Source organism: Brevibacillus sp. YAE8, assembly GCF_057543335.1.
Genome location: NZ_BAAIYG010000013.1, coordinates 1 through 26,848 on the forward strand (window position 1 = coordinate 1; position 26,848 = coordinate 26,848).

At 52.1% G+C, this 26,848-nt stretch carries 19 protein-coding genes; 16 read left to right on the top strand and 3 right to left on the bottom strand.

Going from position 1 to position 26,848, the window contains the following annotated elements; genetic code table 11:
- Window positions 1–243 precede the first annotated feature (243 nt).
- Window positions 244–888 carry a hypothetical protein gene (locus AC27IT_RS15905; protein WP_238500701.1) on the bottom strand — a complete coding sequence of 215 codons (645 nt, stop codon included), beginning with the start codon at window positions 886–888 and terminating at the stop codon, window positions 244–246.
- Window positions 889–983: 95 nt separating this feature from the next.
- Entirely contained in the window at window positions 984–2,222 is a 1,239-nt protein-coding gene (locus AC27IT_RS15910) for an MDR family MFS transporter (RefSeq protein ID WP_005830290.1), read from the bottom strand.
- A 700-nt stretch (window positions 2,223–2,922) separates the two neighbouring features.
- On the opposite strand from AC27IT_RS15910, the gene AC27IT_RS15915 reads away from it, so the two are divergent.
- The 16 genes from AC27IT_RS15915 to AC27IT_RS15990 all read left to right on the top strand — a co-directional run bounded on the left by AC27IT_RS15915 (window position 2,923) and on the right by AC27IT_RS15990 (window position 24,681).
- Window positions 2,923–4,035, top strand: a complete 1,113-nt coding sequence (locus AC27IT_RS15915; protein WP_005830287.1) for an aminopeptidase — start codon at window positions 2,923–2,925, stop codon at window positions 4,033–4,035.
- 195 nt (window positions 4,036–4,230) lie between these two features.
- On the top strand, window positions 4,231–5,166 hold the full coding sequence (locus tag AC27IT_RS15920) for an RluA family pseudouridine synthase (protein WP_005830285.1): 936 nt from the start codon (window positions 4,231–4,233) through the stop codon (window positions 5,164–5,166).
- A 221-nt stretch (window positions 5,167–5,387) separates the two neighbouring features.
- A complete protein-coding gene (locus tag AC27IT_RS15925; protein ID WP_007786144.1) occupies window positions 5,388–6,011 on the top strand; it encodes a YhbD family protein in 624 nt (207 codons plus the stop codon).
- An 18-nt stretch (window positions 6,012–6,029) separates the two neighbouring features.
- Window positions 6,030–6,755, top strand: a complete 726-nt coding sequence (locus tag AC27IT_RS15930; protein ID WP_235694598.1) for a polymer-forming cytoskeletal protein — start codon at window positions 6,030–6,032, stop codon at window positions 6,753–6,755.
- Window positions 6,756–7,084: 329 nt separating this feature from the next.
- Entirely contained in the window at window positions 7,085–7,711 is a 627-nt protein-coding gene (locus AC27IT_RS15935) for a TetR/AcrR family transcriptional regulator (RefSeq protein ID WP_005830281.1), read from the top strand.
- 42 nt (window positions 7,712–7,753) lie between these two features.
- Window positions 7,754–8,986, top strand: a complete 1,233-nt coding sequence (locus AC27IT_RS15940; protein ID WP_197187350.1) for an efflux RND transporter periplasmic adaptor subunit — start codon at window positions 7,754–7,756, stop codon at window positions 8,984–8,986.
- Complete coding sequence (locus tag AC27IT_RS15945) at window positions 8,983–12,093, top strand: efflux RND transporter permease subunit (RefSeq protein ID WP_221843069.1); 3,111 nt, start codon at window positions 8,983–8,985, stop codon at window positions 12,091–12,093. The genes AC27IT_RS15940 and AC27IT_RS15945 overlap by 4 nt, the downstream gene beginning before the upstream one ends.
- A 589-nt stretch (window positions 12,094–12,682) precedes the next feature.
- Window positions 12,683–13,978, top strand: a complete 1,296-nt coding sequence (locus AC27IT_RS15950; protein WP_005830276.1) for an HD domain-containing protein — start codon at window positions 12,683–12,685, stop codon at window positions 13,976–13,978.
- Window positions 13,971–14,495, top strand: coding sequence for a YwgA family protein (locus AC27IT_RS15955; RefSeq protein WP_005830274.1), 525 nt, complete (start codon window positions 13,971–13,973; stop codon window positions 14,493–14,495). Before AC27IT_RS15950 ends, AC27IT_RS15955 begins: the two co-directional genes overlap by 8 nt.
- A 225-nt stretch (window positions 14,496–14,720) precedes the next feature.
- Window positions 14,721–15,104 carry a thioredoxin family protein gene (locus AC27IT_RS15960; RefSeq protein WP_122953089.1) on the top strand — a complete coding sequence of 128 codons (384 nt, stop codon included), beginning with the start codon at window positions 14,721–14,723 and terminating at the stop codon, window positions 15,102–15,104.
- A 40-nt stretch (window positions 15,105–15,144) separates the two neighbouring features.
- Window positions 15,145–16,068, top strand: a complete 924-nt coding sequence (locus AC27IT_RS15965) for an S-layer homology domain-containing protein (protein ID WP_327944234.1) — start codon at window positions 15,145–15,147, stop codon at window positions 16,066–16,068.
- The gene (locus AC27IT_RS15970) at window positions 16,068–20,051 is read left to right on the top strand and encodes an ABC transporter permease (RefSeq protein WP_487091906.1); all 3,984 of its coding nucleotides are present in this window, start codon (window positions 16,068–16,070) and stop codon (window positions 20,049–20,051) included. The genes AC27IT_RS15965 and AC27IT_RS15970 overlap by 1 nt, the downstream gene beginning before the upstream one ends.
- A gap of 70 nt (window positions 20,052–20,121) precedes the next feature.
- Entirely contained in the window at window positions 20,122–22,947 is a 2,826-nt protein-coding gene (locus AC27IT_RS15975) for a lipase/acyltransferase domain-containing protein (RefSeq protein WP_283858390.1), read from the top strand.
- Between the two features lie 242 nt (window positions 22,948–23,189).
- Entirely contained in the window at window positions 23,190–23,522 is a 333-nt protein-coding gene (locus AC27IT_RS15980; RefSeq protein ID WP_005830265.1) for a hypothetical protein, read from the top strand.
- A gap of 92 nt (window positions 23,523–23,614) precedes the next feature.
- Complete coding sequence (locus tag AC27IT_RS15985) at window positions 23,615–24,112, top strand: YwhD family protein (protein ID WP_005830262.1); 498 nt, start codon at window positions 23,615–23,617, stop codon at window positions 24,110–24,112.
- A 311-nt stretch (window positions 24,113–24,423) separates the two neighbouring features.
- Window positions 24,424–24,681, top strand: coding sequence for a hypothetical protein (locus AC27IT_RS15990; protein WP_005830260.1), 258 nt, complete (start codon window positions 24,424–24,426; stop codon window positions 24,679–24,681).
- A gap of 52 nt (window positions 24,682–24,733) precedes the next feature.
- Here the strand turns inward: AC27IT_RS15990 and AC27IT_RS15995 are convergent, their stop codons facing one another.
- Window positions 24,734–26,788 (bottom strand): transglycosylase domain-containing protein, encoded by a 2,055-nt coding sequence (locus tag AC27IT_RS15995; protein ID WP_283858389.1) that lies wholly within the window; start codon window positions 26,786–26,788, stop codon window positions 24,734–24,736.
- Window positions 26,789–26,848: the final 60 nt, after the last annotated feature.

The window sequence follows — 26,848 nt, forward strand, 5'->3', positions numbered from 1 at the left end:
GAATTCTACAATACAGAACGGTTCCAGAAAAAACTCGGCGACCTCTCCCCAGTCCAATACCGGGAATCGATCGCCGCTTAAGATAGCGTCTTTTTTTAGTGTCTACTTGACGGGGCTATGACCAGTGGGAGACAGGCTCTTTTTTGGTGCGTGGGCGGATTAGAGGTCAGGGCGGACTTCGCTCGTGTAGCATCGGACAGAGTCAGGCCCCTTCAAGCTTGCTTGCAGCAGCAGCGCTGTTCGCTACACGGGAGAAGACGGCATTTTTCCGAGCGTCTGCCCACGGATCGCTACCAGATCGCGCAAGATCGCCGCTCGCATCGAAACGAGCCGCGGACACGGGTGATAGTAGTCTTGGCCGTTGGAGCATTTTTTGCCGAAAACAGGGACACCGGACAAGGCAATTTGCTTTTTCCACAAGCTTTTCAGCGCAGAAAAGTGCCGCCATGACCTTCGTTGCAAGCACCCCCAGCCGAGCAAAAGCCACGGATGTTGTCGCAGCTCCTCCACAGAGGCGAGCTGCGCTTCCAGCGTCGTTTCTTTCTTTTCTACCAGTTGCTCAAAGCAGGCAATCGCGTCAGAAGAGGAAGGATTTTGCAAGGAAAACAGATTGTACACGTGCAAACGCCCTTTCAGGGGACGTTCCGGGTAAATCGCTTCCGTAAACCGAATCAACTGCTCCATCGTCGGATCGGGCTTGACCTGTCCCATGATCGCGTGACCAGCCGCCGGCCTTGTTTGAAAGAGAGCTGCCGACCCGGGGTTGAGCAGCAGGCAACTGCCCAGTGAGCGGGACTCTGAGACGTCTCCCCATTGGATGTAAGTCGACGTGCGGTATTGGTGCCCGCGCTGCTCCCGGAATGTGGCAAAAGCTTTCGGGTCATTCATGCTTGCTCCCTCCTCGCAAAGCGATTCTCTTAACCACTTTATGCGAAGCGGGAGCTTTTATTACGTACAGGCTGCCACTCGTCCCTGACCTGTGCCTAGTCTGCCTGTTTGGCCGGGATCATGCGGAACAAGACGATATACAGATAGGCGCTGAGCAAGGTAATCCCGAGAATCACGCTGAACACTCCCAGCGGAGAGAGCCATTGGGACAGCCCGATCGTCAGCGGGGCAATGAAGCGTCCGATGGAAAACTGCAGCGAAGAAGCCCCCATATACTGCCCGCGCGCGTCTTCTGGCGAGTATTTGCTGATGAAGCTTTGCGCGACCGGCGTGCGGATCAGCTCGCCCAAGGTCAGTACGCCCATACAGGCGAACAGCAGCCAAATATTTGTGGTAAAGGCCATGAAAAACATGCCGAATCCGTACAGGACAGACGAAATCACGAGGCTGTTGCGGTCGTTCCAGCTTTCAAACCAGCGCGTGACAGGCAGGGTGAACAGGACGACGAGCAGGCCGTTTAGTCCCATCAGCCAGCCGAATGCGCTCGTGCCCCCCACAGACAGCTTCCAGTCGCCCCAGGACAGTAGCGTCTGGTCAAAGACGTGCTCTTTGATGTACAAAGCCATGTACATATCGAGCTGCATGAAGGCGAAAGCGATCAGGATGCCCGCGACGATGTAGAGGGCGAAAGCCTTGTCGCGGAAAATAATCGCGTAGCTTTTGAATTGCTGGGTCAGGGAAAAACGTTCCTTGGCCTTTTCCTGGCGAATGTGATCGGGCAGCGTCTCTTTTATCAGGAAAAAGAGGGCGAGCGCAAACAAAAACTCGATGATTGTACAGACGAGCAACAGCTCTGAGCGGTAGTGGACGAAAAAGAACGAGCCGAGAACAGGGCCAGCCACGACCCCGATGTTCATCGCGGTGTAAAACGTGGCGAAGACGATCCGGCGGTCTTCCTCCGTCGTCAGGTCGGCGACCATGGCAGAGCTGGCAGGCCAGTAAAGCGCCCCGCCAATCCCGATCCCGATAAACGCGATATAGTCAATCCACGGCGATGGGGAGAAAGCAAACAGGGCAAACATCGCCGTCGACGTACAGAGCGAGAGCAGCATCGTAAATCGCCGCCCTACCCGGTCAGCCAAATAGCCCCCGAACAGATTGAACAGCATGCCGAGCAGCGGCGGCACCATCAGGAGCAGCCCGGCTACGTCCTTGCCAAACGTATCGCTGAAGTAAAGCGCCATAAACGGAAAGTACATCCAGAAAAAAGTATGGGTAATCAGTTCGCCAAAAAGACGCACCTTTAAGTTCAAATCCCACGAACGCCATTGCATGACACAAATTCCTCCATTTCTTTTTACGTTCAAATAATCAGCAGGTGCCGTGACCGCGCTTTTTTCCGAAAGAGGACAAGGCGGCTGCTCTTTTTGGGCCAAACATCTCGATGCACGGCTCTTCGCGGGTTTTTCCACAACAAAAAGCGCAAACGGCTGGAGAGACAATGCTCTTTTCCGCTTGCGCTTGATCGGACGATACAAGGGTGGCAGGAAAATCCGAAAAATCGGGGAGCAAAGAAGGCTTTGTGCCCACGAAAAAAGGGTACAAAAAGCCAACTGCTCACACCGCGTATCGGCACCCACCAGTCATATCGGGAAAAAGACGGAAGCGGTTCAGGCATCCTGCAGTATCAAACGATAGATAGGGTTGGTAAGAGGCGGGGCCTCTCAGCAAAAGGCCCTACCTAAGCAGTGATAACTACAGAAAACACCATGAACTCAGCACTCCCGTCTTTCAAAATATTTGAACAGGTAAACTCTTGTTGATTAGAATACTCTACGGAAATGATTTTAGGCAAGAGAAATTTTCGCTTTTTTTGGAATTGTACCAAGCGCTGTCAGCTTCCGCCCCGTTGCGCGCTCGCAGGTGGTATGATAGTCAGGACGAGGCGGACAGAGTCGGAGCCTGATTGAAAAAGCGCCGCCCATTCGGTAAAATATTTTTTATTAAGTTCATGATGAAAACGGGGGAGATTGAATGTTGGACACTCGAATTGTCAAGCTGGCAGAAAATCTGCTCAGTCATTCCGTGCGGTTGCAGGAAAAGGAAACGCTGTTGATTGAAGTGCGCGGGGAAGGCCACGCGCTGGCAAAAGAGCTGGTCAAGCAAGCGTACGCCAAGGGAGCCTATCCGTTTGTGCGGGTTCTGGACATGCAAATCCAGCGGGAGCTGATGATGGGAACAAGCGCAGAGCGGGCGACCCATCTGGCCAAGTGGGAAGAGCCGATGTTCAAGGATCTCGATACGTATATCGTTATCAACGGCCCGTCCAATGACAGCGAAATGTCAGATGTGCCGGTAGACCGTCGCCGCGCCCACCAGAGCGTGATGCAAGAGCTGAACGATTACCTCGTATCGAATGTGCGCTGGACGCTGCTCAACTACCCGACAACGGCGATGGCCCAGAGTGCCAACATGTCTACAGAGGCGTTCGAAGACTTTTACTTCGATGTCTGCTCCCTGGACTACAAAAAGATGCACGAGGCATTCCTCCCGTTGAAACAATTGATGGACCGCACAGACAAAGTGCGTCTGGTCGGGCCGGGAACCGACCTGCGCTTCTCGATCAAGGACATCCCGAACGTCATCTGCTCCGGACTGCGCAATATCCCGGACGGCGAAATCTTCACCGCACCTGTGCGCGATTCGGTGAACGGCAAGATTACGTTCAACACAGCGACCAGCTATATGGGCACCCGGTTTGAAAATGTCAGCCTGACGTTTGAAAACGGCAAAATCGTAGAAGCGACCGCCAACAACACCGAGAAGCTCAACCAAATTTTCGACACGGACGAAGGCGCGCGGTACATCGGCGAGTTTGCGATCGGCGTGCACCCGTACATTTTGCATCCGATGAACGACATCCTGTTCGACGAGAAGATTGCGGGCAGCTTCCACTTCACGCCAGGCCGCGCGTATGAAAACGCAGACAACGGCAACCGCAGCCAGATCCACTGGGACATGGTGAATATCCAGCGCCCTGAGTACGGCGGCGGCGAAATCTGGTTTGACGACGTCCTGATTCGCAAGGACGGCCTGTTTGTCCTGCCTGAGCTGCAAGGGCTGAACCCGGAAAACCTGAAAGGGTAACCACGAGAAAAACAAGCCATCATGCTACGAGCATGGTGGTTTTTTTGGCAACGATAGTTTCCGCCAAAGGCTTGGCGCAGCCGAGATTGCTGTGGCCTGCAGGCAGCTTGCGGGAGCGCGGGCAATTTGGGAGGCGGGCATGTCAGGCGTCCTTTTGCTACAATAGGGAAAAAGCATGGAACAGAGGGATCAGACGTGAGCCGCAAAGACTGGATGGAATACACCGTCAAGGAAGAAGACACCGGAATGAACGTGGAACAAATTGTCCGGCAAAAGCTGAGCGTATCCGGGCGCATGATGCAGCGGCTGACGAGAAGCAAAGGGATTTTGCTCAACCGCAAGCCGCCTTTTTTGCAGCGGCAGGTGAAGGCGGGAGATGTGATCGCTGTGCGCGTAGCCGATCGGCAGGAGCAGCTTCAACCGCCGCCGCAGCTTGCTGCCCAACCGTTGACCACGGACAGCAAGGTTGTTCCGGTGGACATTTTGTATGAGGACGATCATTTGCTGGTCGCAAACAAACCGGCAGGCTTGATGGTGCATCCCGTCAAGCAGGAGCATAATGAAACATTGTTGCACTCGTTGGCTGATCTGTTCGCCAAAAGGGGAGAGAGCGTCAGCATCCATCCCGTGCATCGACTCGATAAAGACACCTCCGGGGCCATCCTCGTGGCAAAGAGCAGCTACGGCCATCAGTTGGCTGACCGGGTCCTGCGCGAAGGAGGCCTGCACCGCGAATATTTGGCCGTAGTCAGCGGACGGCTGGCAGATGGCACGGGGACGATTGAAGCGCCCATCGGCAAAGACCCGCGCCATCCGACGAAAAGGCGGGTGACAGACGGCGGAGATCACGCTGTCACGCACTACGAGGTGAAACAGACTTCGGAAGGGATGTCTCTCGTCCGCGTCTGGCTGGAGACGGGGCGAACGCACCAAATACGCGTACACTTCGCCCATATCGGCCACCCGCTCGCAGGAGACACGCTGTACGGCGGAGCGAGAGGGCTGTTGCGCAGGCAGGCATTGCATGCCGCCAGCTTGCGCTTTGTGCATCCGCTGCTCGAAAAGGAGCTGGCGGTAGAAGCTCCGGTGCCAGCAGACATGAGGCGGTTGCTGCAGGCTGAATTTGCATAGGTGTGAGGAAAAGAAAAGGACTTTGCCAGAAGTCCTTTTTTTCGTATAGAGCCGATGTTTATCCGGCATGCGTGCAAGATGGCGAGACTGGGGACGAAGGGAGAAGCAAGACTCAAGGCCGCGTCAATGGCCTGGCTCAGCCAAATTTTCTAATGGGCAAAACGAAAGGGAGTTGAATAACGTAACAGTGTTATGTTACATTGTTTTTGGAGGTGCTTTACATGGACCCTAACCTGATCTCAAAAAAGGAGTTGCTGGAGCTGACGGGGATATCGTACGGCCAACTGTACCGCTGGAAGCGCAAAAACCTGATTCCAGAGGACTGGTTTATTCGGCGGGCGACTTTTACCGGACAGGAAACCTTTTTCCCGCGAGAACAGATCATGAACAGGATCGAAAAGATCGTTCACATGAAAGACGACTTGTCTCTCGATGAGCTGGCCGACATGTTTTCCCCCAATTTGGCTAGTACGCAACTGACCTCCGACGAGCTGCTTGCGCGAAACATTGTTTCTGTGCATTCCCTGGAGCTGTTTGCAAAGTACTACGGCAAGCCGGAGGTGTACTCGTTCGAGCAGATGCTGTACGTCTACGTCCTGGATCGGCTGTTGAAAACGGGGGAAATGAGCGTCGACGAGAGCGGCGGGCTGTTGCAGGTGCTGGTCGATCACTATCCGAGCTTTGAGGGCAAGGCTTGCGAACTGATTTTTGTGCGGAAAATGGGGATTTCCACGTTTGCGCTGGTGCAAGGCTCCGCTGATCTGCATTTTGACAGCGGGACGAAATGGGTGGTTCGGCTGAACTTGGCCGCATGCATAGAAGAGTTGAAAGCAAAAATCTTGTAGGCATAGGAGATGAAGGCGATGAGCGAAAACAAGCCAGACCTCGTCATTCACGGCTCGGTGAATGCTTCGGGAGGCACGTATAACAAAGTAGATGTGCAGGGCTTTGGCAAAATCAAAGGGGATGTGGAGTGCGAGACGCTGCATTGCGCGGGCCATCTCGGCATCGCCGGGAATGTGCGGGGAGCATCGGCAAAGGTGGAGGGAAATTCGTCCATCAGCGGCAACGCCGAGCTGGAAACGATCGAGGTGTACGGCCAGCTCGATGTGGATGGTGACTTGTCTTTTACCAAAATGAGAGTAGACGGCAACACGAAGGTGCGCGGCAGCCTGACAGGCGAAGAAGTGAAGGTGCGCGGCATGCTGAAGACGACAGGGGATTGCGAAGCAGAAGTGTTCTCTGCAAAAGGCGCGTTTACCGTTGGCGGCCTGCTGAATGCAGGGCGGATCGAAGTCTATCTGCACGCCGGCTGCGAGGCAAAGGAAATGGGCGGAGAGTACATCGAGGTCCGCAAAGGAGGCAGCAGCACTCTCAACAAGCTGTTGAAGCACATTTTTAACAACGCCTTCATCCTCTCGGTAGACACGATTGAAGGCGATGACATTTATTTGGAATATACACACGCCAAGGTCGTTCGCGGCAAAAACGTCGAGATTGGACCGGGCTGCGAGATTGAGCTGGTCGAGTCTTCGGAAGAGTTTCGTCTCGATCCCGACTCCCAGGTCAAGCAGCATGTAAAGCGGTGAGGCCGACAGGTTGAAACCTTCGGCTTGGCATTTGGATATCCGGCTGCCATATGCCGTGGTGTACATCTCTGGGAAAAGAGCAGTTGCAAAAAAAGCATGCGAAAACTCATTCTGGCAAAGCAACAAACGGCCTAGAGTAGCGGGTGGTTGCTATGCAGCCGGACAAAAAACAAGCTGAGGGAGAGCTTGTTTTTTTGTTAGGGGAGATGAAGTGAATTTTTTCGTTTGCGAACGCATGCAAGTATTTACATGCATGTATCGCCGGGATATAATGTGCGTGGAAATTTATGAAAATGAAAGCAATTGCTTGCATGGTTCGGAGGTGCATTATGGATCACCCACATATAGATCAGGCTTCTGGAGGGAGGGGAGAGGAGCAGGAGACGCGGGAGAAAATTTTGTCTGCGGCCCGCCAGTTGATGGCGCAAAAAGGCTACAAGGGAGCGACGACCCGCAAAATTTCCGAACTGGCCGGAGTTAATGAGGTGACGATTTTTCGCCATTTCAAAACGAAGGTGGCAATTCTCGAAGAGCTGCTCAAAGACGTTCTCGACGTGCGGGAGCAGTTGGAGCAAGGGCTGCAGGGCGAGTTCGCCAACGTCAAAGAGATGCTTATTACGTATGCGAGGACGTATTACCACTTGCTGGTGGAGCGCAAAGAAATTTTGATGATTTGCATTGTCGAGGCAGACAATTACCCGGAGGTCGTCAAGCTGTTCAGCAGTTTGCCGATGACCGCCGTAGACGTGCTGAGCGCAAAGCTCGCCGAATTTCAGGAGCAGGGACACCTGCCCAAATCTGATCCTTGCACAGCGGCTTTGATGTTCATTTCGACGTTCTTTTATGCGTTCATGGCCAAGTACCGCGTCAGCCTTGATGCCCCGATCATCAATGACGAGGAACAACTGTATGAGCATGCGTCAGAAATTTTGCTGGAAGGAATCAAACGGGCGTAAAAAAACAAAATCGTGTGATGGTACATAGGAGCGGGGGAAGTCATGAAGAGAAAATGGCTTGTGTCTGTAATGATGATGGGATTGTTGACAACAACGGCATGCAGTGAGCAGCAGCCTGCCGCAGCCCCGGAAAAGGAAGTCAAGCAGGTCGTCGTGGCCGCAGTCAAAAAGGAACAGGCGGAAACGGTGTCAGAGCTGTCTGGAACGCTGGAGCCGCTGGAAGAGGCTGTCGTCTCTTTTGAAGTGGGCGGCCAGCTCGTGGAGATGGCGAAAAACGAGGGCGACAAGGTCAAGGCGGGGGATGTGCTGGCTCGGCTCAACGCGCAGGACTATTCGCTGCAGGTCGCTTCCTCGGACGCAGCGGTTCAACAGAGCGCTGCCAATCTGAGCAAGGTCAACAACGGAGCGCGGGAGCAGGAGATCGCCCAGGCGCGGCTGCTGGTCGAAAAGGCAACGGTTGCTCTGCAAAAAATGCAGGATGATTTCAAACGGATTGAACAGCTTTATCAGCAAAAGGCGATTTCGCAAAGCGAGTTCGAGACGGCGCAGAACGGGCTGACGCTTGCGCAAAAAGATTTGCAAAATGCACAACAGGCGTACTCGCTGGTGACCCAGGGGGCGCGTGCAGAAGACAAGGAGCTGAGCCGGGCCACCTACAACCAGGCTGTGATCGCAAAACAAGTGGCGGCAAGCACCCTGGCAAAAACACAGCTCCGCTCTCCCATCAATGGCACCATCATCGCCAAGCTCACATCTGCGGGCAATCTGGTCGGATCCGGGACTCCTGTGTACAAGGTCGGCAATATCGACACGCTAAAAGTCGTGCTGCCAGTACCTGACCGCGAGATTTCCGTCTGGAAGGAAGGCGAGACGATTTCGCTCGATCTGTACGGCCAGAAGCGCGACGGCAAGGTCACCAAAATATACCCGGCGACCAACCAGAGCACAGGGACGATCGGTGTGGAAGTGCAGGTGGCCAACTCCGCGCACGACTGGTTTGCCGGGCAAGTCGTCAAGGCGACCAAGACGATCAAAGGGCAGGCCGGCGTCTATGTTCCGGTTGAGGCCGTTATCAGCCGAGGAAAAGACGACGCCCATGTGTTTCTCAATGCGGGCGGCAAGGCTGTAAAAACAAAGGTAGAGATCGGACAGATTTCCAATGACAAACTGGAAATCAAAAGCGGGCTGAAAGAGGGGGACCAACTGATCGTCAAAGGTGTCGACCGTTTGTTTGACGGCGACCCGATTGAGGCGGCAGGAGGGAACCAGCCGTGATTACGTACATCGTCAAGAAACGCAAGATCACACTGCTGTTTTTTGTCATGGTCGTGCTGGTCGGCTTCCTCAGCTTTTTCCAGCTTCCGAAGCAGGAGTCGCCTGACATCATCGTCAACCTGGCGACCGTGACGACCATTTACCCGGGAGCTTCGCCAGAGAAGGTCGAGCAGACGGTGACGAAGAAGCTGGAGGAAAAAATCAACGAGTTGCAAGGACTGAGCTATATTTCCTCCACCTCTTCGCTAGGCGTCTCCTCGATCATCGTGGAAGCGAAAAGCGACGTGGACCCGAAGCAAAAATGGGATGAGCTGCGCAAAAAGGTAAAAGACGCAGAGGCCGAGCTTCCGGCAGATGCAAAGCAGCCGATCATCAACGACGACCTGAACCGCACGTTTGTCCAGACGTTTGCGGTGACGGCAGATTCGCGGGAGCAACTGTACAGCATGCGCGACATGCTGAAGTCGTGGAAAGAGCAACTGCGCACGATTCCCAATGTGGCGGACGTCCAGGTAGAAGGCTTGCCGAAGCAGGAAGTTCACATCGAGGTGGATACGCAAAAGCTGAGCCAATACGGCATAACGTGGAGCCAGGTAATGATGGCGGTCAAACGGGAAAATGAAAAAATCCCGCTGGGCGATTTGACGACCGACAAACGCACTTATCAATTGAAGCTGGCGGAAAACGTGAATGTGGAAGAGCTGAACAACGTATTGATCTCCCGCACACAAGCGGGCTTTCCGATCTATTTGAAGGACATCGGGCAGGCGAAGCTGACGACGGAGACAGTCAAATCGGTCTCTTATTACAACGGCAAGCCTTCGATCTCGGTCAGCATCAATGCGGAGACAGGAAGCGACGTGCCATCGCTGCAAAAGCGCGTGGACGAAATGATGCTGACGCTGGACAAATCGCTGCCAGTCTGGGCGGAAAGACATTCGATCTACAGCCAAAACGAGCGCGTGGATGAGCTGTTCAGCGATCTTACCCGGGAAATGATTATTGCCGTCATCGCGGTTTTGCTCGTTTGCACGCTGGGCTTGAACCTGATTACTTCGTTTGTCGTGGCTTTGGCGATCCCGATTTCGCTTGCGGTGGGGCTCTTATTCTTGCCGTCGCTTGGCATCACGATGAACATGATTTCGATTGTCTCGCTCATTATCGTGCTGGGAATTTTGGTCGATGACGCCGTGGTAGTGAACGACAACATTGAGCGGCGCTTGTCCGTGCTGGGCGAAAAGCCGCTGGCGGCAGCAGTCAACGGCGCCAGGGAAGTGTCCATTTCGATTGTGACCGCGACATTGGCGACGATTGCCTCGTTTGCCCCGCTGATGTTTTTGAACGGAAACGCAGGCCAGTTCATTCGCCCCGTCCCGGCGATCATTTCGTTGACGATGCTGGCGTCCATGATTATGTCGCTGACGATCATTCCGATTTTCCGGCAATGGTATGAAGAGCGGCGCAAAGCAGGCGCGGAAGGGTACCGCAAGCCTGCGGGGCTGCTGGGCAAACAACTGACGCAGTTGACGAACTGGTACGCAGGCAAGCTGATGCCGAAAATTCTCAAGCGTCCGCTGTTGGCCGGGATGATTGGCGTTTTGATCGGGACGGCCGCATACGGCTTGATTCCGCTCACTCCCGTGCAGTTGTTCCCGAACGATGACCGCCCGCAGTTTCTCGTAGATATTCGCGTGCCAGTAGGGAGCAGTCTGGAGGAGACAGATCGGGTCGTGCGGGGCGTATCCGACTGGATCATGAAGCAGCATGGAATCGAATCGGTCGCCTCCTACGCCGGGGGCAGCGCTCCGAAAATGTTTGGCGGCGACACAGAGGCGGGAAGCGGCATCACCGTCGGGCAGCTCGTCGTGCGTTTTAATGAAAAGGAAACGAAGATCGAAAACATGCTGGAGCCTTGGACGGAAGAGTTCAAGAAAATGTACCCGGAAGCGACTGTTTTGCCTAAGCAGTTGGAGGCGGGACCGCCTGTCGGCAAGCCGGTTGTCATCCGCGTGTACGGGGAAGACATCGAGACGCTCCGCTCGCTTGCGGCGCAAATCAAAGACAAGGTGGCGGGGATTGCAGGCACCTACGACGTGCAGGATAATTTCGGCGTAGAGCGCTACACGCTTGAATTTGTCGTCAACAAAGAGCTGATGGAGCAAAAGCTGGTCAACTACACGGACCTGTCGACAACGCTCAGGCTGGTCAGCGAAGGGATCAGCGTCAGCGAGTTCGACACCGGCGACGAATTGATCGACATGAAGCTGTTCCTGCAAAAAGGCGAAGAAGACCCTGCTCTGTTGTTTCAGCGTCTGAGCATCGCCAACGCCCGTGGCGAGCTGATTCCGCTGTCGCAACTGGCGGAAGTAAAGCCGACTTTCAGCACGCAGGCGATTCCGCATCGCGATTTGTCGCGGAGCGTAACGGTATCGGCTGATGTCAAAAACCGCACGGCAACAGAAGTGATGACGGAAATTCAGCCGATGCTCGACAGCATGTCTTTGCCCGAAGGCTATCGCATTGACATCGGCGGGGAAACGTCAGAGCAGACGGATATTTTTATCGACATGGGCAAACTGTCCATTCTCGTCGTGTTCCTGATCTTGATTTTGATTGCGATGCAATTTTACTCGCTGTCCATCCCGGTGCTGGTCATGAGCACCGTCTACTTGGCGGTAGCGGGCAGTCTGATCGGATTGTTCGTGACCCAGACCCCGCTTGGCTTCATGACGATGATGGGAGTCATCTCGCTGTCGGGAATCGTCGTGCGCAACGGAATTGTGTTCATCGAGTTCATCGAAGAGGCGCGGCATGCAGGGGCAGAGCTGAAGCAGGCTGTCATTTCGGCAGGCGAGGCGCGCTTGCGGCCGATTTTGCTGACCTCGTTTACTGCGGTGGCGGGTCTCATGCCGCTCGCGATTTCCGGCGACGTCCTGTTCAAGCCGCTCGCCGTCACGATCATTTCCGGCCTGCTGTTCTCGACGCTGTTGACGTTGATAGTCGTGCCGTCCTTCTACACGGTGCTGACCCAGCGCAAGCTGAAAAAGCAGGCGAAAAAAGCGGCAAAGCGTCCGGACTTGTACGGGCCGGAGGCAGAGATGATGTAAGGAAAATACAGCAGCGGCAGTCTCTCGCGCAATTTGCGACAGGGACGCCGCTGTTTCGTTTTGTTTGCTGGCTGTGAAGGGGGAGGCGAGCACGAGCGGCAGCAGGACATTGCTTACCGATTGGGCATGTGCCATTTTCGCCCTGCGCCACCCGATGAACTACAGCAAGGGAAGCGAGACGACCAGCAAGAGCGGGCTGCCCACGAAAAAAACAGCTTCTGCCACAAAAGGTTGTGCCAGAGCGCGACAGGGACGTTTTTTTCCAGAAGCTGGACGCGATGAATTGTCCCTAGGAGACAATCAGCGGCAGCAGGAGCATTGCCATTAACAAGCTGTCCGGAAATGCAGGTGGACATAAAGTGGAGTGATTCTCTGTGACTAGGTATTATTTCGTGATTTTTCGAGGTTTTTTTCCTTTTTTCCTCCTATTTATACGACTATTGATCTATACTAAAGGTACATTTTTCAAATTTTTGCAAGAGTTTGCTTGCCGCAAGAAACACACCCAGACGTGTGTTATGATAGAATCAACGATACTGTACTCATAGAAAATAGAGAGAGAACGCAAAACAGGAAGGGAGTGTCCAGGATGCAACAGCCCCAGCTTCTACATGAAGAAAAGGTATTCAAAGACCCCGTTCACCGCTACGTCCACGTGCGGGACAAATTCATTTGGGACTTAATCAACTCGCCAGAATTTCAACGTCTGCGCCGGGTCAAGCAACTGGGCACCAGCTTTTTTACCTTTCACGGTGGAGAGCACAGCCGTTTTAACCATTCGCTTGGCGTGTACGAGCTGATGCGGAGAATTTTGGAGACATTTGAAGGCCGGATTCAATTGACGTATGAGGAAAAGTTGCTGTGTCTGTGCGCAGCCCTGCTCCACGATGTCGGGCATGGGCCGTTTTCCCATTCGTTTGAAAAGGTGTTCAAATACCATCACGAGGATTGGACGCGTGCGATCTTGCTGGGAGACACGCAGATCAACCGGATTTTGCGCCGTTTGGATGAAGAGTTCCCGAAGAAGCTGGCGGAAGTCATCAACAAAACATACGACAACAAGTTGATTGTCAGCTTGATCTCCAGTCAGTTGGACGCGGATCGGATGGATTACTTGCTGCGGGATGCCTACTACACAGGCGTCAACTACGGCAATTTCGAGATCGAGCGCATTTTGCGCGTCATGCGGCCGCAGGAGGACGGGATCGTCTTCAAGTTCAGCGGAATGCATGCGGTCGAGGACTACATCATGTCGCGCTACCAAATGTACTGGCAAGTTTATTTCCACCCGGTGACGCGCAGCGCGGAAGTCGTGCTTTGCAAAATTTTTCAGCGGGCCAAGTGGCTGTTTGCGAACGGCTACGCGTTTTCCCAGGAGCCGGTCATGCTGCTGCCGTTTTTGCAGGAAAAAGTGGAGCTGGCCGATTATTTGGCGTTGGACGAGTCGGTCATTTTGTTTTACATGCAGCTTTGGCGCAAGGAAGACGACCCGATTTTGAAAGATTTATGCGCCCGTTTTCTGGACAGGAATCTCTTCAAATACGTCGAATATAATCCAAGAGATTTCCGCTTGCTGGCAGAACTGAAAAAGCAGTTCCAACAGGCGGGCATCGACCCGATGTATTATTTGGAGGTAGACACGACCTCCGATCTTCCGTATGATTTTTACCGTGCCGGAGAAGAAGAGGAGCGGATTCCGATTATGCTCCAGATGCCTTCCGGCGAGCTGGTAGAACTGTCGCAGAAGTCTGAGATTGTACAGGCCATTAGCGGAAAGCGGCGATTTGACTACAAATTGTACTTTCCATTGGATAAAGTCATGGCTTTGCCGGGGGAGCTCTCCCGGAAGATTCGAGAACGTCTGGGAGTGATGGAGGATGCTTAATCGTCACGCCAAGATCATTCGTCTGATCGAAATTGTCGGCGAAGTGAGCGGGCGAAAAAAATTGCAGAAAATGGTGTACATAGGAAAACATCTGGAGATGGATTTCGATGAGCGCTACGAGTTTCACATGTATGGCCCGTATTCGGAGGAGCTGACGCTCAGGGTGGACGAGCTGTGCAACATGGGGCTTTTGGACGAGCAGGTGGAGAGCAAGGGCGCCATTCACATGTACCGCTATTCTCTGAACGAAACGGGACGCGACTTCCTCCGTTTTCACGAAGTCGACTTCGGGCTGGGAGAGCGGGCCATTTTGCGAATGAACGAGGAAAACTCCCGCTTTCTTGAACTGGTATCCACCATCCTGTACTTCAGCCATTTGCCCTACGAAGAAATGAAGGGCAAAATTTTTACTTTTAAGAGCAAGCAGCGCTACACCGAGGAGGAAATCCAGAAGGGTCAGGCGTTTATTGAGGAATTGCGCTCATTGGTGCAAGGAGACGGCACGAAACCGATGTAGCCGATTATGCATAGACCGACCAGCACGGCGTACGAACTTACTACAGTTGTGGTACGTCATTTTTTTGTCTTTTTTCAACAGAATCCGTTTTTTCTTGCAGTCGACCACATCGCGGGTCGGCTTTTTTTGTCTCAGGGCGGCGCTGCATAATACGAGCATCGTTCTTTGACAAAAGCATAGCGATCATTTTTGTGCTGATTCAGTAGTATCTAGGGAGGGAAGATGATGAAAGGAAGCAAGCAATTGTGGCGGTGGAGCCTGTTTTGCGGCGTTTTTGTGCTTGTCGCGCTGGCCTGGCTGGCCGTTGCCAGCGCGCGGGAGGCGAGGATCGTTTACGTTTTTAGCGAAAACTGCGGGTATTGCACGGCGTTTACACCCACCTTTGAGCAGGTGACAAAAGATTATCCGCAGCATCTGGTCGAGCGCCTGGATATCCACAACGAACAGGAGCTGAACGAGGCTATCCGTTTGGGAGCGCAGGCGACTCCGACCGTTTTCATCGTGGAGGGCGGGCGAGTGAAGGACAAGCTGGAAGGAGCTGTGCCGGAGGAGCTGCTGCAAAGCTTTTTGCAAAGAAACTTGACGCAGCCTCTTTCTAAAAATGGATAAAATTAGATAAAATACCAAGTAATAAGAGGGGGGATCAGCCGTGAAGCTGTCGGGAAAAGCATTGTGGACAAGCCTGTTGCTACTGGGGATAACGGTGGGTCAAAGCGGGGGAAGCGCAGGGGTGCTGGTACATAAAGTGGAAGCGGCGGGTGCCATTAAGCCCGCAGCCGCCTCCGACTACGCCAGTCATCCAGCCAAAGAAGCCATCGCGTTTGGCTTGCAAAAAGGGTACGTTTGGACGTATCCAGACGGGAAATTTCACCCGGAGCAAACGGTGACCCAGTCGCAATTCGTAGCCAGCCTGGTAGCGATCCGCCAAGTGAGCGAAAAGGCCCCCGTGCCAGAGCTTGCGGCGGGCCATTGGGCGAAAGACATCTACGAGCGAGCGCAGAAGGCGGGAATTTTGGCGAATGTAAAGATTGATCCGAACAAGCCGTTGACAAAGGAAGAGGCGGCCGCGTTGGTGTTTAATGCGTGGAGGCCGTTTCGGGGGGAGAAGAATCCGAATTTAACGAATACTGGGGCACTGATTACCTGGGGGTGGATGAAAGCTGCTCCTAGTGGGCAACCGAAGTTCCGTGAGGATTTACCTGTAACTCGTGGGGATGCGGCGGAAATTTTACGGTATCTTTGGACTGACAAGTGGCAACTGGAGCAAGGGGCAAAATATGCGGCAGAGTTTCATAAGAGCTTGAAAATTGTAAATGGAAAGATCATTGGTAAGGTACCAATTGGTGACAAAAACTTCAAGATCGTGGCAATGTTCGTAACAAAACCAAATGGATTAGAAGGCTTCGGAAATAATCAATCGTTTAGTGTTCCGTTGAACAATGTAGAAAGTATCGCATTTTATGTAATTAACGCTAATGATTCAACCGATGCAGGTACTTTCAGATACTCCAAGCTGCCCAGCCTGGAAAGAACCGATATAAGTCAGAGATTTCATACACCGCGAGGCGAATAATGATGCGACTATACTTTATGAAGCACAGAAAATTAATTTTTTCTGTGCTTATTTTATTCCTTCTATGTGGGGCAATTATCCCCCATCCAAATTATGCTGAAGCTGCTCCTAACCTTCATGGTATTGTGGTTGCAACCGTCGATTCTCAAAAGGAACTAGCTCCCAAAAATAAGTTTCATATTATTCGAATCGAAGAGATTGTGGGTCAATTAGGGGCTACTATTTCGCAAATTGAAGTGGACGGGAGAATTGATGAAACTGGGGTTCTGGGATTTGCTGATATAGATGCTAAAGCAGATAGAGGATGGTACTTTGTAGATAATACTGAGGCTGCCTATTGGATCAGTAGGTTTGGAGGAAACCCTAACTTTATTATGGGGGGAGCTGCCAACGTATATAGTAAGACCGTTACCAATACGACCGTTCCGAATAGCTACCAAGCCTACAATCTCGCAGAACTAGCATCCGCATCAGGCGGTGCCGGCTACACAAAAGGCGATAACTTGGTTCCAAATGGTTCAGGCGGGTACATTTCAGTCGGCCACTTCCGGACAACGCCGCAGCCGACAGGCGCGGTAACGACCGACAAAACAAAATACAACGTCAACGAAACAGTGACGATCAGTGCAAATGCCACGGACTATTCTTACTATGACCGCGGCATTTTTGTTTGGTCGTTAAGCGTAATCAATAAAACGACAGGCCGTGGCTATAAAAGCTTCCTGTCCAACAAAGATTTCCGCGATCCAAGCGGCACCGTTCCTACTGTAAGTGAAACGAGCAATCCGCCTGGATACACTTGGACCTACAGAAACACCGAGTATAAGCCGACGGAGCCAGGAGTGTACGAAGTATCTTTGACGATTACCGATTTGCACCAGCGGAGCCGTCAAGGTTCGAGTAGTATAAGCATTTCTACTCCATATATAGCTCAATTTACCGTTGGGGAAGTAACACCCGGCCCGGAAGAACCTGATCCAGAAGAGCCAGATCCAAATCCATCCTGCTCCATAGAAACAACGAAAACAAAAATGGATATTCAGGTAGTTGGCGACAAAGACATAAAAAATCATACGGCTGTTTCCAGCGGTGGATCGGATATCGTGGTAGAGAAAAATGCAGAGATCACTGTTTTTGCGAAGAAAAACGGCACATTCACGATGAATGGTTCACCAATGGCTACTGGTTCCGGAGGGAACAAAAAGGTCGGAACAGGCAGTATAGGCTCATCTGGACGAGTAAAGGTAGTTTACAGAAGCGACGACGGGACCGAGTGTTGGGAAAAATACTTTCGCGTAGAAGCCAAAGACGGCGAAGATAAATGCCCCATCATCACCCTAAACAATTCTGTTATTCGTAACGGGCATACGATTGAAATATTGCCGATAGACACTCTGTATTTCAAGGCCAATTATACAGATAAGAACGGTGAAACGGGGCCGGCAGAAATCATGTGGGACGTTACGAAACCAAATGGCAGCGTCGTCACTTTGCCCGGCCAGTACGACGATAAAGACAGGTGGCGTCCGTACAACGCTGAAAAACTAAATCTGCCATATCCTCCTGAAGTCGTGTTTGAAAAAGGAAAAACATACAAACTCAGGTTAAACTACTCCGCATCGCAATGGAATGGTAAACCTGAATGCGACTTCGAAATAACGATCGTTGTAAAAGATGCATCCTGCTCTATAGCTGATCTTCGAAAAGTCGTGTTTTTTGTCCATGGACAATACCCGAATCCTTTTTCACCCGAAGGAGACGCGCTGGATAGTTCTCCTAACAGTCCAAGCACACTCACTGAACCTGTCTATATGAGGTACTTCACTGATGCAGGAGATCACTACGAGACAAACATGGGCTTCTCCACGAAGCTGTCGGGAAAATGGTACTTGAAACGGGATGGACAAAAGATACCTTTGACCGATGGTGTAGTACCTGCCAATCAAAAGTTCGATCTCAGACTACCAAGCGATGTTGACGTTGGTGATACCATTCTCATCTCGTTTGAATCCGAGAATGGATGTGTCGGTGAATTGACGTTTACCATTGTATCGGACCGTAAATGCCCGGATATTCTTGTTTCTGTTGAAACCAAATTAAACTCCGAAAAATGGAGTAAGAATATAAAACGTGGAGAAACCATCGAGCTGGCAGCAAATGAACTCCAAGGGGAATACTGGTTCAGGATGTTTTTGAGCCAGGACAGCTCGTACATGGTAAAGTGGTTTGATCCGAACACAGGAATGTGGGAAAGAAAAAGGGATGGCAAATCTTTGTACAGTTCAGGTAGTCCAGGTGAAGACCACTGGATTCTCTTTCCAACAGGTAATGGAGGTCTACTTTTGGACGGACTCTACAAAGTAGAAATAAGTTCATATGAAGACGAGAATTGTCACGGCTTCTTTTTCGTGAAAATTGGTGAAGGCAGTCCAGGTCCAGATCCCGATGGAGAGAACCTTTTGATCGTCAAGAGCAGCTTCGACATTGATCCAGGCGATCCGCAAGCGCCAGGAACGGAAGCGACGATTACTTTCAGCGTGAAAAACGCTGGTAAGTTGACACACGATACAAAATTGGCGATCAGATGGGAAAGTTCAACAAAAGAAACAATTCTCGATGTAAATGACTTTAAAGCAGGCGAGGTTCGCAAAATCACTGTACCAACCAAGTATCCGCAAAAAACAGAGGATTTCATTGCGAATATCAATCCGTCCAAGAACAAACCGGATAACGAAACGATCTGGCCAGATAACCGCGCCCAATGGCCTGTGAAGATCGTCGGCGGAAATATCCCGCAGCCTCCCGGGGGAGGGGAGAATTACGATGGCGGCGAAATCGGGCTGGAGATATACGACAGCGAGAATCGCCAGTTACAAAAGCTGCCGGTACAAGCAGATGGCGTATGGGAACGCGAGCCAGCCAAAATTCGCGTAGTGATCGATCAGGCGAAAATCAACGAAGGCTTTCAAAAGACGCAGCAGCAGATCAATCAAAAAATTACGGAATACAAGCTGCAACTGGAGCAGGCGGTCAGCGGGGAGGACGTCAAAAACATTGCCGTTACGGCCAGCCCCGGCTGGATCACAGACGCCAAAAGCCTTGCTGTCTACACGCCCGCTCTGCTGGATTTACAAGTGACAGGTCCGGGAATCCCGCAGCAATGGCAGGTAGCCAGTACGTCCATGGGGGGAGACTTTTTGTACACGGGCACGCATGTCCCCACCCAAACGACGTGGAGACAAGTGCTGCAAAATCAGCCATACAAAGCGCAAATCAACGGCTTTGTCATTGCCATGGATTACAAAATTGATTTTACGCTGACCTACGATGTGTGTTCCACAAACGAGGAGGACGAGGAAACGTGCGAAGCGCAAACTGCCGTCCGCTCGATGACGGGTCGCTACACGATTACGGTAAAAGGGGGAGAGCGCAGCTTTGAGGTGTTTGAGCCGAATGCGACAAGCTTCATTCAGCATACGCCGGAATGGTCAGAATACCATGCGCGCGACCGTTATAAGGACAGTGCGCCCAACGATTTTTATGCGGGCGAGCGGATTTTGGCGCGCGTGGAACTGCAGGAGCGTCACCGCCATCCGGTCAGCGGCCAGTTTCCGCTGATTGTTTCGGCAAAAGCATGGATATCCGAGACGGGACGGAGGCAGACGCCATTGCAGTCTTTGCTTTCGTTGCAAGCATTTTCAAACCAGCGCTGGGACGGACAGTCCTTTTCAGCGTCCAAGCTGGGGACGCGCGAGGTGGGCGTAGATACACCGTTGATGGGAGACAAGCAGCACGGCTTTGCAAAGGGCGGCTCCTATGCGGTTTACTATCAGGTGCAGTTTCGGTTTGGCGTTGACAAAGGCTTTCCTTATTTGAACAAAACGGCCGGGCAAGGCCATGAGCAGGCGGATTACCGGGTGCCTTTCCGGATTATCGCCAATGCCTGGGAGCGGCAAGGAATCCGCAACCACACGACGCAGTAAATATATTTGCACCCCTTATCTGTCTTTTTTTACTGTTTTAGGTAGATGGAGGATGAGGGGGAGTGTTACGATGAAAACGGCCAAGCGCCTGTCTTATTTCCTTTTTTTGTTGGTGATGTGCTGGACGAATGCTGTCGGGACCGGATGGGCCAGAGAGCGTGAGCTTTTCGTCGAAGCGGCGTGGGCTTGGGTGGAAAAGGGCGAGGTGCGCATTCAGGCGCAATTGTCAACAAGTCCTGAGCGGATCGAGCTGGAAATTGCCCAGGATGGCGAAAACAAGAGCCGCACCTTTCGCAACGATTCACGTATATCCGCCGCTGTACAGCCTACAGGAGACAGCCCTTTACTGATAAGCCTGCGCGAGCCGGATGAGGACGAGCCATTGGTAAGCTGGCAGCTTGATCTGGCTGGTAGAGACATGACTTACGCGGAAAAGCTGACGGTGAAGAAGGCGTCCTGGGGCAGACGTGCAGAGGTGAATGCGGAGTTGCTAGCGTTAACCACGCTTTTCGAGCAGAGGCAAGGGCAAACGACAAGCCAGGCAGACGAGGTTGAAGCAGTCAGCCACAACGAGGATGAGTCCGGCATAGACGAGTCTGACTCCAACGATGCCGACCAGACGCTGGACGAGTTGGCGCAAGAGTTTTACGCCGACTTTGCAGCCAGCGGCAAGCCGGAAGAAATCGAGCTGCGCAGCAGAGAGGTTATTTTTGAACTGGAGCCTAACGATACGTTTGGAAAAGCCGACTGGCTGTTTGACGGAAAGGATGCCAGAGGGAAGATCGGGGCGGCAGGCGACGTGGATTATTGGAAGATCAAAGGGACGAAGCACGGGCGGATGAATGTTTCCTTGCGCGAGATTCCATACGGTCAAGACTATCAACTGTACGTATTTGATGCAGAGCAAAACGAGCTTGGCCGTTCCGAACGCCCAGAAGAGAGCGACGAGTCCGTCGAAGGCATCGGACTGGAAAAAGACCAATGGTATTACATCGCAGTAAAAGGGCAGCGGGAATCCCACCATAAAGATTTCTACTACCGTCTGCGGGCTGATTTTCTGGCTGACCAGTCGGATGCAAAAGCCGATGGGTACGAGCCTAACAACACGCTGCAGGAGGCGCATGAGCTGCCCGCCGATTTTTCCGCGTCGCTCACCGGGAATCTGCATGCGAACACAGACGTCGATTACTACCGCTATTCCTTTTCGCTGACATCGACTTTCATGGTCGATCTAAAAGACATTCCCGCGGGGATGGACATGGACCTGTATGTGCAGGATGAACAAGGCAAAGTACTGGCGAAATCAGAAAAACCGAGAAACGCCAACGAGCAAATCATCATGAACGTCAATCCCGGAAGCTACATCATCAAAGTAATGGCCAGCAAGCGATCCGGCTTCACGCCCAATTCCTACAAGCTTAACGTGGCTGCGAAGACGATTCCGGTCATCTTGATCCCGGGGATAGGTGGCTCCCGTCTGGTTGCAGAGGAAAACGGCAAAGCCTCAGAAATATGGCTTGGCCTTGGCGACAGTCTGCTTGGAATCAATGACCCTAAGCATCGGCGCCTGCTCTCCCTGGAGCCGACGAGGCCGAACAGTGTCGAGGTGCGGCCGAGGGAAACGGGCGTCACTATTTACCCGGAACGTGACGATGAAGGATTCAGCGCCATTGAGTATCTTTCCTATTCTCCGCTGGACCCTGTCCGCAATATGACGGAGCAGTATTACAGCATGGTAAAGGAACTGGAGAGGATGGGCTACAAAAAGCACCGCACCATTTTCGCCATGCCGTATGACTGGCGATACAGCAGTACGAAAAATGCGACCGAGCTGAAGAAAAAAATCGATCTCGCCCTGGAGCGGTCAGGGGCACGGCAGGTTCATTTGGTCGCGCACAGCATGGGCGGCTTGCTGACGAGAGAGACGCTGCTTGCAAACGTTTCGTATCAGCCAAAAATCAATCGCATCGTCTACATGGGTACGCCGTTTCTCGGTTCCCCGCGAGCTTATCAGGCGATCAAGTACGGGTACAATTTCTCGATTCCGTGGATGGATGAGGAGACAGGAAAAATCATTTCGGAATACGCTCCGGCTGTGTACGAACTGCTGCCGTCCAAAAAGTACTTTGAAACGGCTGGTTTCCTGAGAAAAAACCGTAACGATACTTACAGCTACACAGAATTTTTGCAGGACAAAAAAATTCGCCTGGATTACGCTCCACTGGTCAAGCAAGGCGGATCGCTCCATGAGAAATGGGACAAAAAGACGATCAATGTGCCGCAGTATTCCATTGTCGGCACAGGTCAAACGACTTTTTTAGGCTACTTCTTCGACGCGTACCACAACGAATGGGTGCCTTATTACGACCAGGGACTGGGAGACGGAACCGTCCCCTATATCAGCGCCAACTACGCCCAAAAAGACATAAAGAAAAGGTATTATGTGACAGGAGAGCATGCCAAGCTGCCGACCATTCCGGAAGTCATGAAGCAAGTGACCCAACTGCTGAAAGGAATCGAGGAAACACAGCCTGGGCTGCGCAATCAAGTCCCGGGGAAAAGCGCCAAGTATTTGTACTACATTATTTCCAAAGAGGACGGAACGTTTCCTGAGCTGACGTTCCACAAAAATGGCAGTATCATCACCCTTGCTGCCGACGAAAAGGAAGTGCGGGACGATCTCGCTATCGAGTACCACGGCAACATTGTCGTCATCCATGTGCTCGACCAAGAGGAGCTGGAGTTTGAAACGCCTCCACCGCAACAGGATGAAAACTCGCCGAAGTTTATCATCAAACGTTTTTCGTCAGAAGATTCGCGAGACGATGAGGAACACGGCAAGCGCTACCGCCTGGACGAGCATGGCCTGTCGCAAGAAAAGCACTCAGTAGACTAATCGCATTCCATAGAACGAAGCGGAGAACCACTCATACACAACAAACGAAGCTAATACAACGAACACAGAGAACCATTCGCAAGCAACAAATGGTGCCCAGTAAAATAACGCAAACAGCTACAATCCGCAACCGCAATAAGCAACAACATTGCGCCGGGAGCGGACGACAGGATCGTCCACCAGTATCAGGCGACAGCCAAAAAGTAAAGCCAAAAAGTAAAAGTTTAGAAAGGACCTGAAAAATGGACAACTTATTTGTCTGGCTATTTCTCGGCCCGTTTATGTATTCCATTGAATTGGGAGGACCGATCATCGGGCTGATTGTGACAGGCTACATGTGGGCGGTGTTTGGGTTTCGCGGCTGGCCGACGTTTGGCGCGGCGTTTCTCACCAGTTTTTTGTACTACATGATAGCCGTTCCTTCCAATACGATGCTGGGCTCGCTGCTGATTATCAAAGCCGCGATGGCGGTTCATTCTGCTCTGCTTCTTACCTTGATAATGTGGCTATTCGACAAGGTCATGAAGCGATACCGAAGAAAGCAGGCGGCGGGCAACGAACCGCTCGAAAAATGAACGGGAAATAACCGGGCACATGGGCAAATTGCGTCGCTGTTGGTTTCCGAGTAGAATAAAGAAAGGAGAATCTGTGTCTGGAGGGCGTGTAAATGGATATTTTTGATAACAAAAAAGGCGGCTTTACGATCATGAGCGGCAAAACCGATGTTCATGGCGGGTTTGGTCAAGGTGTACTCGACTTGAATGCGGTATCGTCGGTCATCATCGACGGCGACGAGGCGTACATCGACATGGGCGCTTTGCATGCGAAAAGCTCGGTTGAAAAAGGGATCAAATGGACGACGAACAAAGAAGAAGTGCCGAACGGAAAGCCTTATTGGCTCGTTTGGGTAACCGTTGACCGCAACGAAAATGGCCCGTACTATGCTGGTGCGACTGCGTGCTATATGGAAATTGATCGGGAAGCGCGCCGCGGATACAAAATTTTGGCGGATCATGTGAATCGGATGGACTACTCCATGAAGCGCCGTATCATGCTCGAAGAACTGGGCGAAAAGGAAAAAGCGGCGCTGAAAAAATTGTTGATCGACAACAATGCGGCCATGTTTGAAAATTCTTCAGAGGAATTAAAGCGAAGTTTGTCCTAATGCTGGAAATCGTGAACGGTCTGTGAACAAATTGTGAAATCAATTGTTACCAGAATTGAAGTCAGGTAAACTTATTTCTATATCTGTGTACATGTACACTGGGTCAACAAACAGGGAAAGAGCCGTCACTCTTTCCCTGTTTGTGTTCATGCTGCCGTTGTGATTCAAGCCAATGGCGCAAGCATGTTCCCCTCAGCAAATACACATTGGAGTAAATACACATCAGGCTTTTTTTACAGGTCATGCTTTGTGGCGAACGCGGAACACTAATGAGGCTCGAACCAAACTGTCTGACGGAAGGGGCGGTACGAATGAGTGAAAATCCGCGTGAGCAGGAGCAGTCCCATGACCATTTTGTGAAGCACGGCGGCGTCCATTTCCGCACGCATGTGTCACCTGTTGAAATCAACAACTTCGTCCGGAAGCTCCCGGCGGGCAAACGGGAAAGCTTGTTTGAAGTATTGGAGCAACTCGATCAGGCCGGGTTGATTACGGTCGTCAACGACCACGTCTTCGCAGATGGAGACGGCGTTGTAGGCGGCGGAGACAACAACCAGTCGTTTTCGTGAATGAAAAAAAGGACGCAACTCCTCGCGAGTGCGTCCTTTTCCTTTTGCCCCCTTATTGCTCAGGCTTCCACCAACTGCCCATCCGCTGCCAAAACGTCGACGAATCAGGTGGAGTGAGCGGTGTAGGCGCCTGGTGGTCGGCCGGAATGTGATCGGTGCAGTAATCGTGCGGTTCTGTTCCGCTGGCGAAATAAAACAACTGGGGGTTCGGGCAATGCTCGGTCGCCAATTTCCCGGATGCCGGATCAATGTAGACGGACACGACGCCTGCCGGCATGTCAAAAAGGGCGGGTGGTTGTCCTTTTAGCGCGCTTTCCATGAAGCTGGCCCAAATTTTTTTGGACATATAGCCTTCTTTTACATCGTCCACTTTTTGATTTTTGTCGTATCCTACCCAGACCGTCGCTACCAGTTGAGGCGTGAAGCCGCTCAGCCAGGCATCATAATCGGTAGAGCCTGTCTTTCCGGCCACGGGCCGATTCAACTCGTTTGCGACTCGATACCCGGTTCCGCCGCGCTCAAATACGCTTTGCATCATATTGACCAAGAGCGCTGAGGCGACTGGATCGGCTACACGGGTTTTTTCCGTCTTTTCTTCGAGCAAAATGTTGCCTTCGCTGTCCTCAATCGAGGTGATTGCGATTGGTTGAACAGCTTCTCCCTTGTTGACGATGGCCGCATAAGCCGCATTCAGCTCCAGCGGGGAGACGGGAGACGTTCCCAGCGCCAGAGAAGGTACGGCTTGCATCGGGCTGGTAATGCCCAAGCTTTTGGCTTGCTCGACGACTTTTTGCGGACTGAGAAAATCAATGGTTTTCACTGCGTAAATGTTGTCGGAAGTTTTGATGGCTTCGCGCATGTTAATCATCGCGTTTGCATACCGTCCGCCGAAATTGCTCGGAATGTACTGCTTGTTATTGTCGTAGGTGAACACGGTCGGCTCGCTTTTCATCATCGTCAGCGGCGTGTAGCCGTTTTGCAGGGCTGCCAGGTACATGATCGGCTTGAAGGAAGAGCCCGGCTGTCTTTTGCCGAGTACGCGATTGTACTGGCTCGTTTTGTAATCCCGTCCCCCGACCATTGCTTTGACATGACCGGTAGCAGGGTCCATGGCAACCAATGCGGCTTGCAGGTTCGGATTGTCCTTTGGCAGCGTCGAAGCGATGATTTCCTCCGCCTTTTTTTGCATGACCGGGTCGAGCGTCGTATGGATTTTCAAGCCGCCGTGGATGAATTTTTCCTCGTCAATGCCGTACTTGTTTTTCACCAGATTCGCGATGTAATCACGGAAATACGGGGCCTGCTCGGCGATATTTTCCGCGGTGCGCTGTTTCAGCTTGATCGGCTCCGCATAAGCTTGCTCGGCTTCTTTGGCCGTGAGCATCCCGTCGCGTTCCATCGCTTCGAGAATGAGCTTTTGCCGCGATTTTGCCCGCTCAAAATCAACGAAAGGAGAGTAGTAAGTAGGGCCTTTCGGAATGCCTGCCAGCATCGCGCTTTCGGCTACGGTCAAGTTTTTGGCGTCCTTGCCGAAATACGTTTGGGCGGCCGCCTGGACTCCATAGGCAGAGTGACCGTAATAAATTTGGTTCATGTACATTTCCAAAATTTCATCTTTGCTATAATTTAGCTCCAACTGAATAGCGAGCAGCGCTTCCTTGATCTTTCTTTCCCATGTCTTGTCCAACGTCAAATACAGATTGCGCGCCAACTGCTGGGTAATCGTGCTGGCTCCCTGGCGCATGTCCATGTTGATGACGTCGACGTAGGCGGCCATGGCCAGCCGTTTCCAGTCGAAGCCGTAATGCTCCCGAAACGAACGGTCTTCGATGGCGATTGTCGCGTTGATGAGCGCAGGCGATATTTCCTGGATCGGGACAGAAATGCGGTTTTCTCCCCGATGCATCGTGTCCAGCACTTCTCCATTAGAGGCGTAAATCGTTGTCGTCTGCTTCACGAATGTCTCGGGAAGCGGTTGGGAACGCAAGTACAAAATCAACAGCAAAATGGCAAAAGATAAGCATAATAGGCTGAGTATGGAAAATTTTACAAATTTCTTGACCCAGCGTAAATAACGGAGCAGGGAGGGCTCGCGCATGACTTCCATTTTGCCTCTCCTCCTTTCTATCGTTTGAATGAGCAAAACGGTGATGGTCGTTTTGCTGAC

What these genes read in the sequence shown, in the direction of transcription:
- AC27IT_RS15905 (WP_238500701.1), bottom strand. Translation starts at nt 888, where the DNA reads ATGAATGACCCGAAAGCTTTTGCCACATTCCGGGAGCAGCGCGGGCAC.
- AC27IT_RS15910 (WP_005830290.1), bottom strand. Translation starts at nt 2,222, where the DNA reads ATGCAATGGCGTTCGTGGGATTTGAACTTAAAGGTGCGTCTTTTTGGC.
- AC27IT_RS15915 (WP_005830287.1), top strand. Translation starts at nt 2,923, where the DNA reads ATGTTGGACACTCGAATTGTCAAGCTGGCAGAAAATCTGCTCAGTCAT.
- AC27IT_RS15925 (WP_007786144.1), top strand. Translation starts at nt 5,388, where the DNA reads ATGGACCCTAACCTGATCTCAAAAAAGGAGTTGCTGGAGCTGACGGGG.
- AC27IT_RS15930 (WP_235694598.1), top strand. Translation starts at nt 6,030, where the DNA reads ATGAGCGAAAACAAGCCAGACCTCGTCATTCACGGCTCGGTGAATGCT.
- AC27IT_RS15935 (WP_005830281.1), top strand. Translation starts at nt 7,085, where the DNA reads ATGGATCACCCACATATAGATCAGGCTTCTGGAGGGAGGGGAGAGGAG.
- AC27IT_RS15940 (WP_197187350.1), top strand. Translation starts at nt 7,754, where the DNA reads ATGAAGAGAAAATGGCTTGTGTCTGTAATGATGATGGGATTGTTGACA.
- AC27IT_RS15950 (WP_005830276.1), top strand. Translation starts at nt 12,683, where the DNA reads ATGCAACAGCCCCAGCTTCTACATGAAGAAAAGGTATTCAAAGACCCC.
- AC27IT_RS15955 (WP_005830274.1), top strand. Translation starts at nt 13,971, where the DNA reads ATGCTTAATCGTCACGCCAAGATCATTCGTCTGATCGAAATTGTCGGC.
- AC27IT_RS15960 (WP_122953089.1), top strand. Translation starts at nt 14,721, where the DNA reads ATGAAAGGAAGCAAGCAATTGTGGCGGTGGAGCCTGTTTTGCGGCGTT.
- AC27IT_RS15970 (WP_487091906.1), top strand. Translation starts at nt 16,068, where the DNA reads ATGATGCGACTATACTTTATGAAGCACAGAAAATTAATTTTTTCTGTG.
- AC27IT_RS15975 (WP_283858390.1), top strand. Translation starts at nt 20,122, where the DNA reads ATGAAAACGGCCAAGCGCCTGTCTTATTTCCTTTTTTTGTTGGTGATG.
- AC27IT_RS15980 (WP_005830265.1), top strand. Translation starts at nt 23,190, where the DNA reads ATGGACAACTTATTTGTCTGGCTATTTCTCGGCCCGTTTATGTATTCC.
- AC27IT_RS15985 (WP_005830262.1), top strand. Translation starts at nt 23,615, where the DNA reads ATGGATATTTTTGATAACAAAAAAGGCGGCTTTACGATCATGAGCGGC.
- AC27IT_RS15990 (WP_005830260.1), top strand. Translation starts at nt 24,424, where the DNA reads ATGAGTGAAAATCCGCGTGAGCAGGAGCAGTCCCATGACCATTTTGTG.
- AC27IT_RS15995 (WP_283858389.1), bottom strand. Translation starts at nt 26,788, where the DNA reads ATGGAAGTCATGCGCGAGCCCTCCCTGCTCCGTTATTTACGCTGGGTC.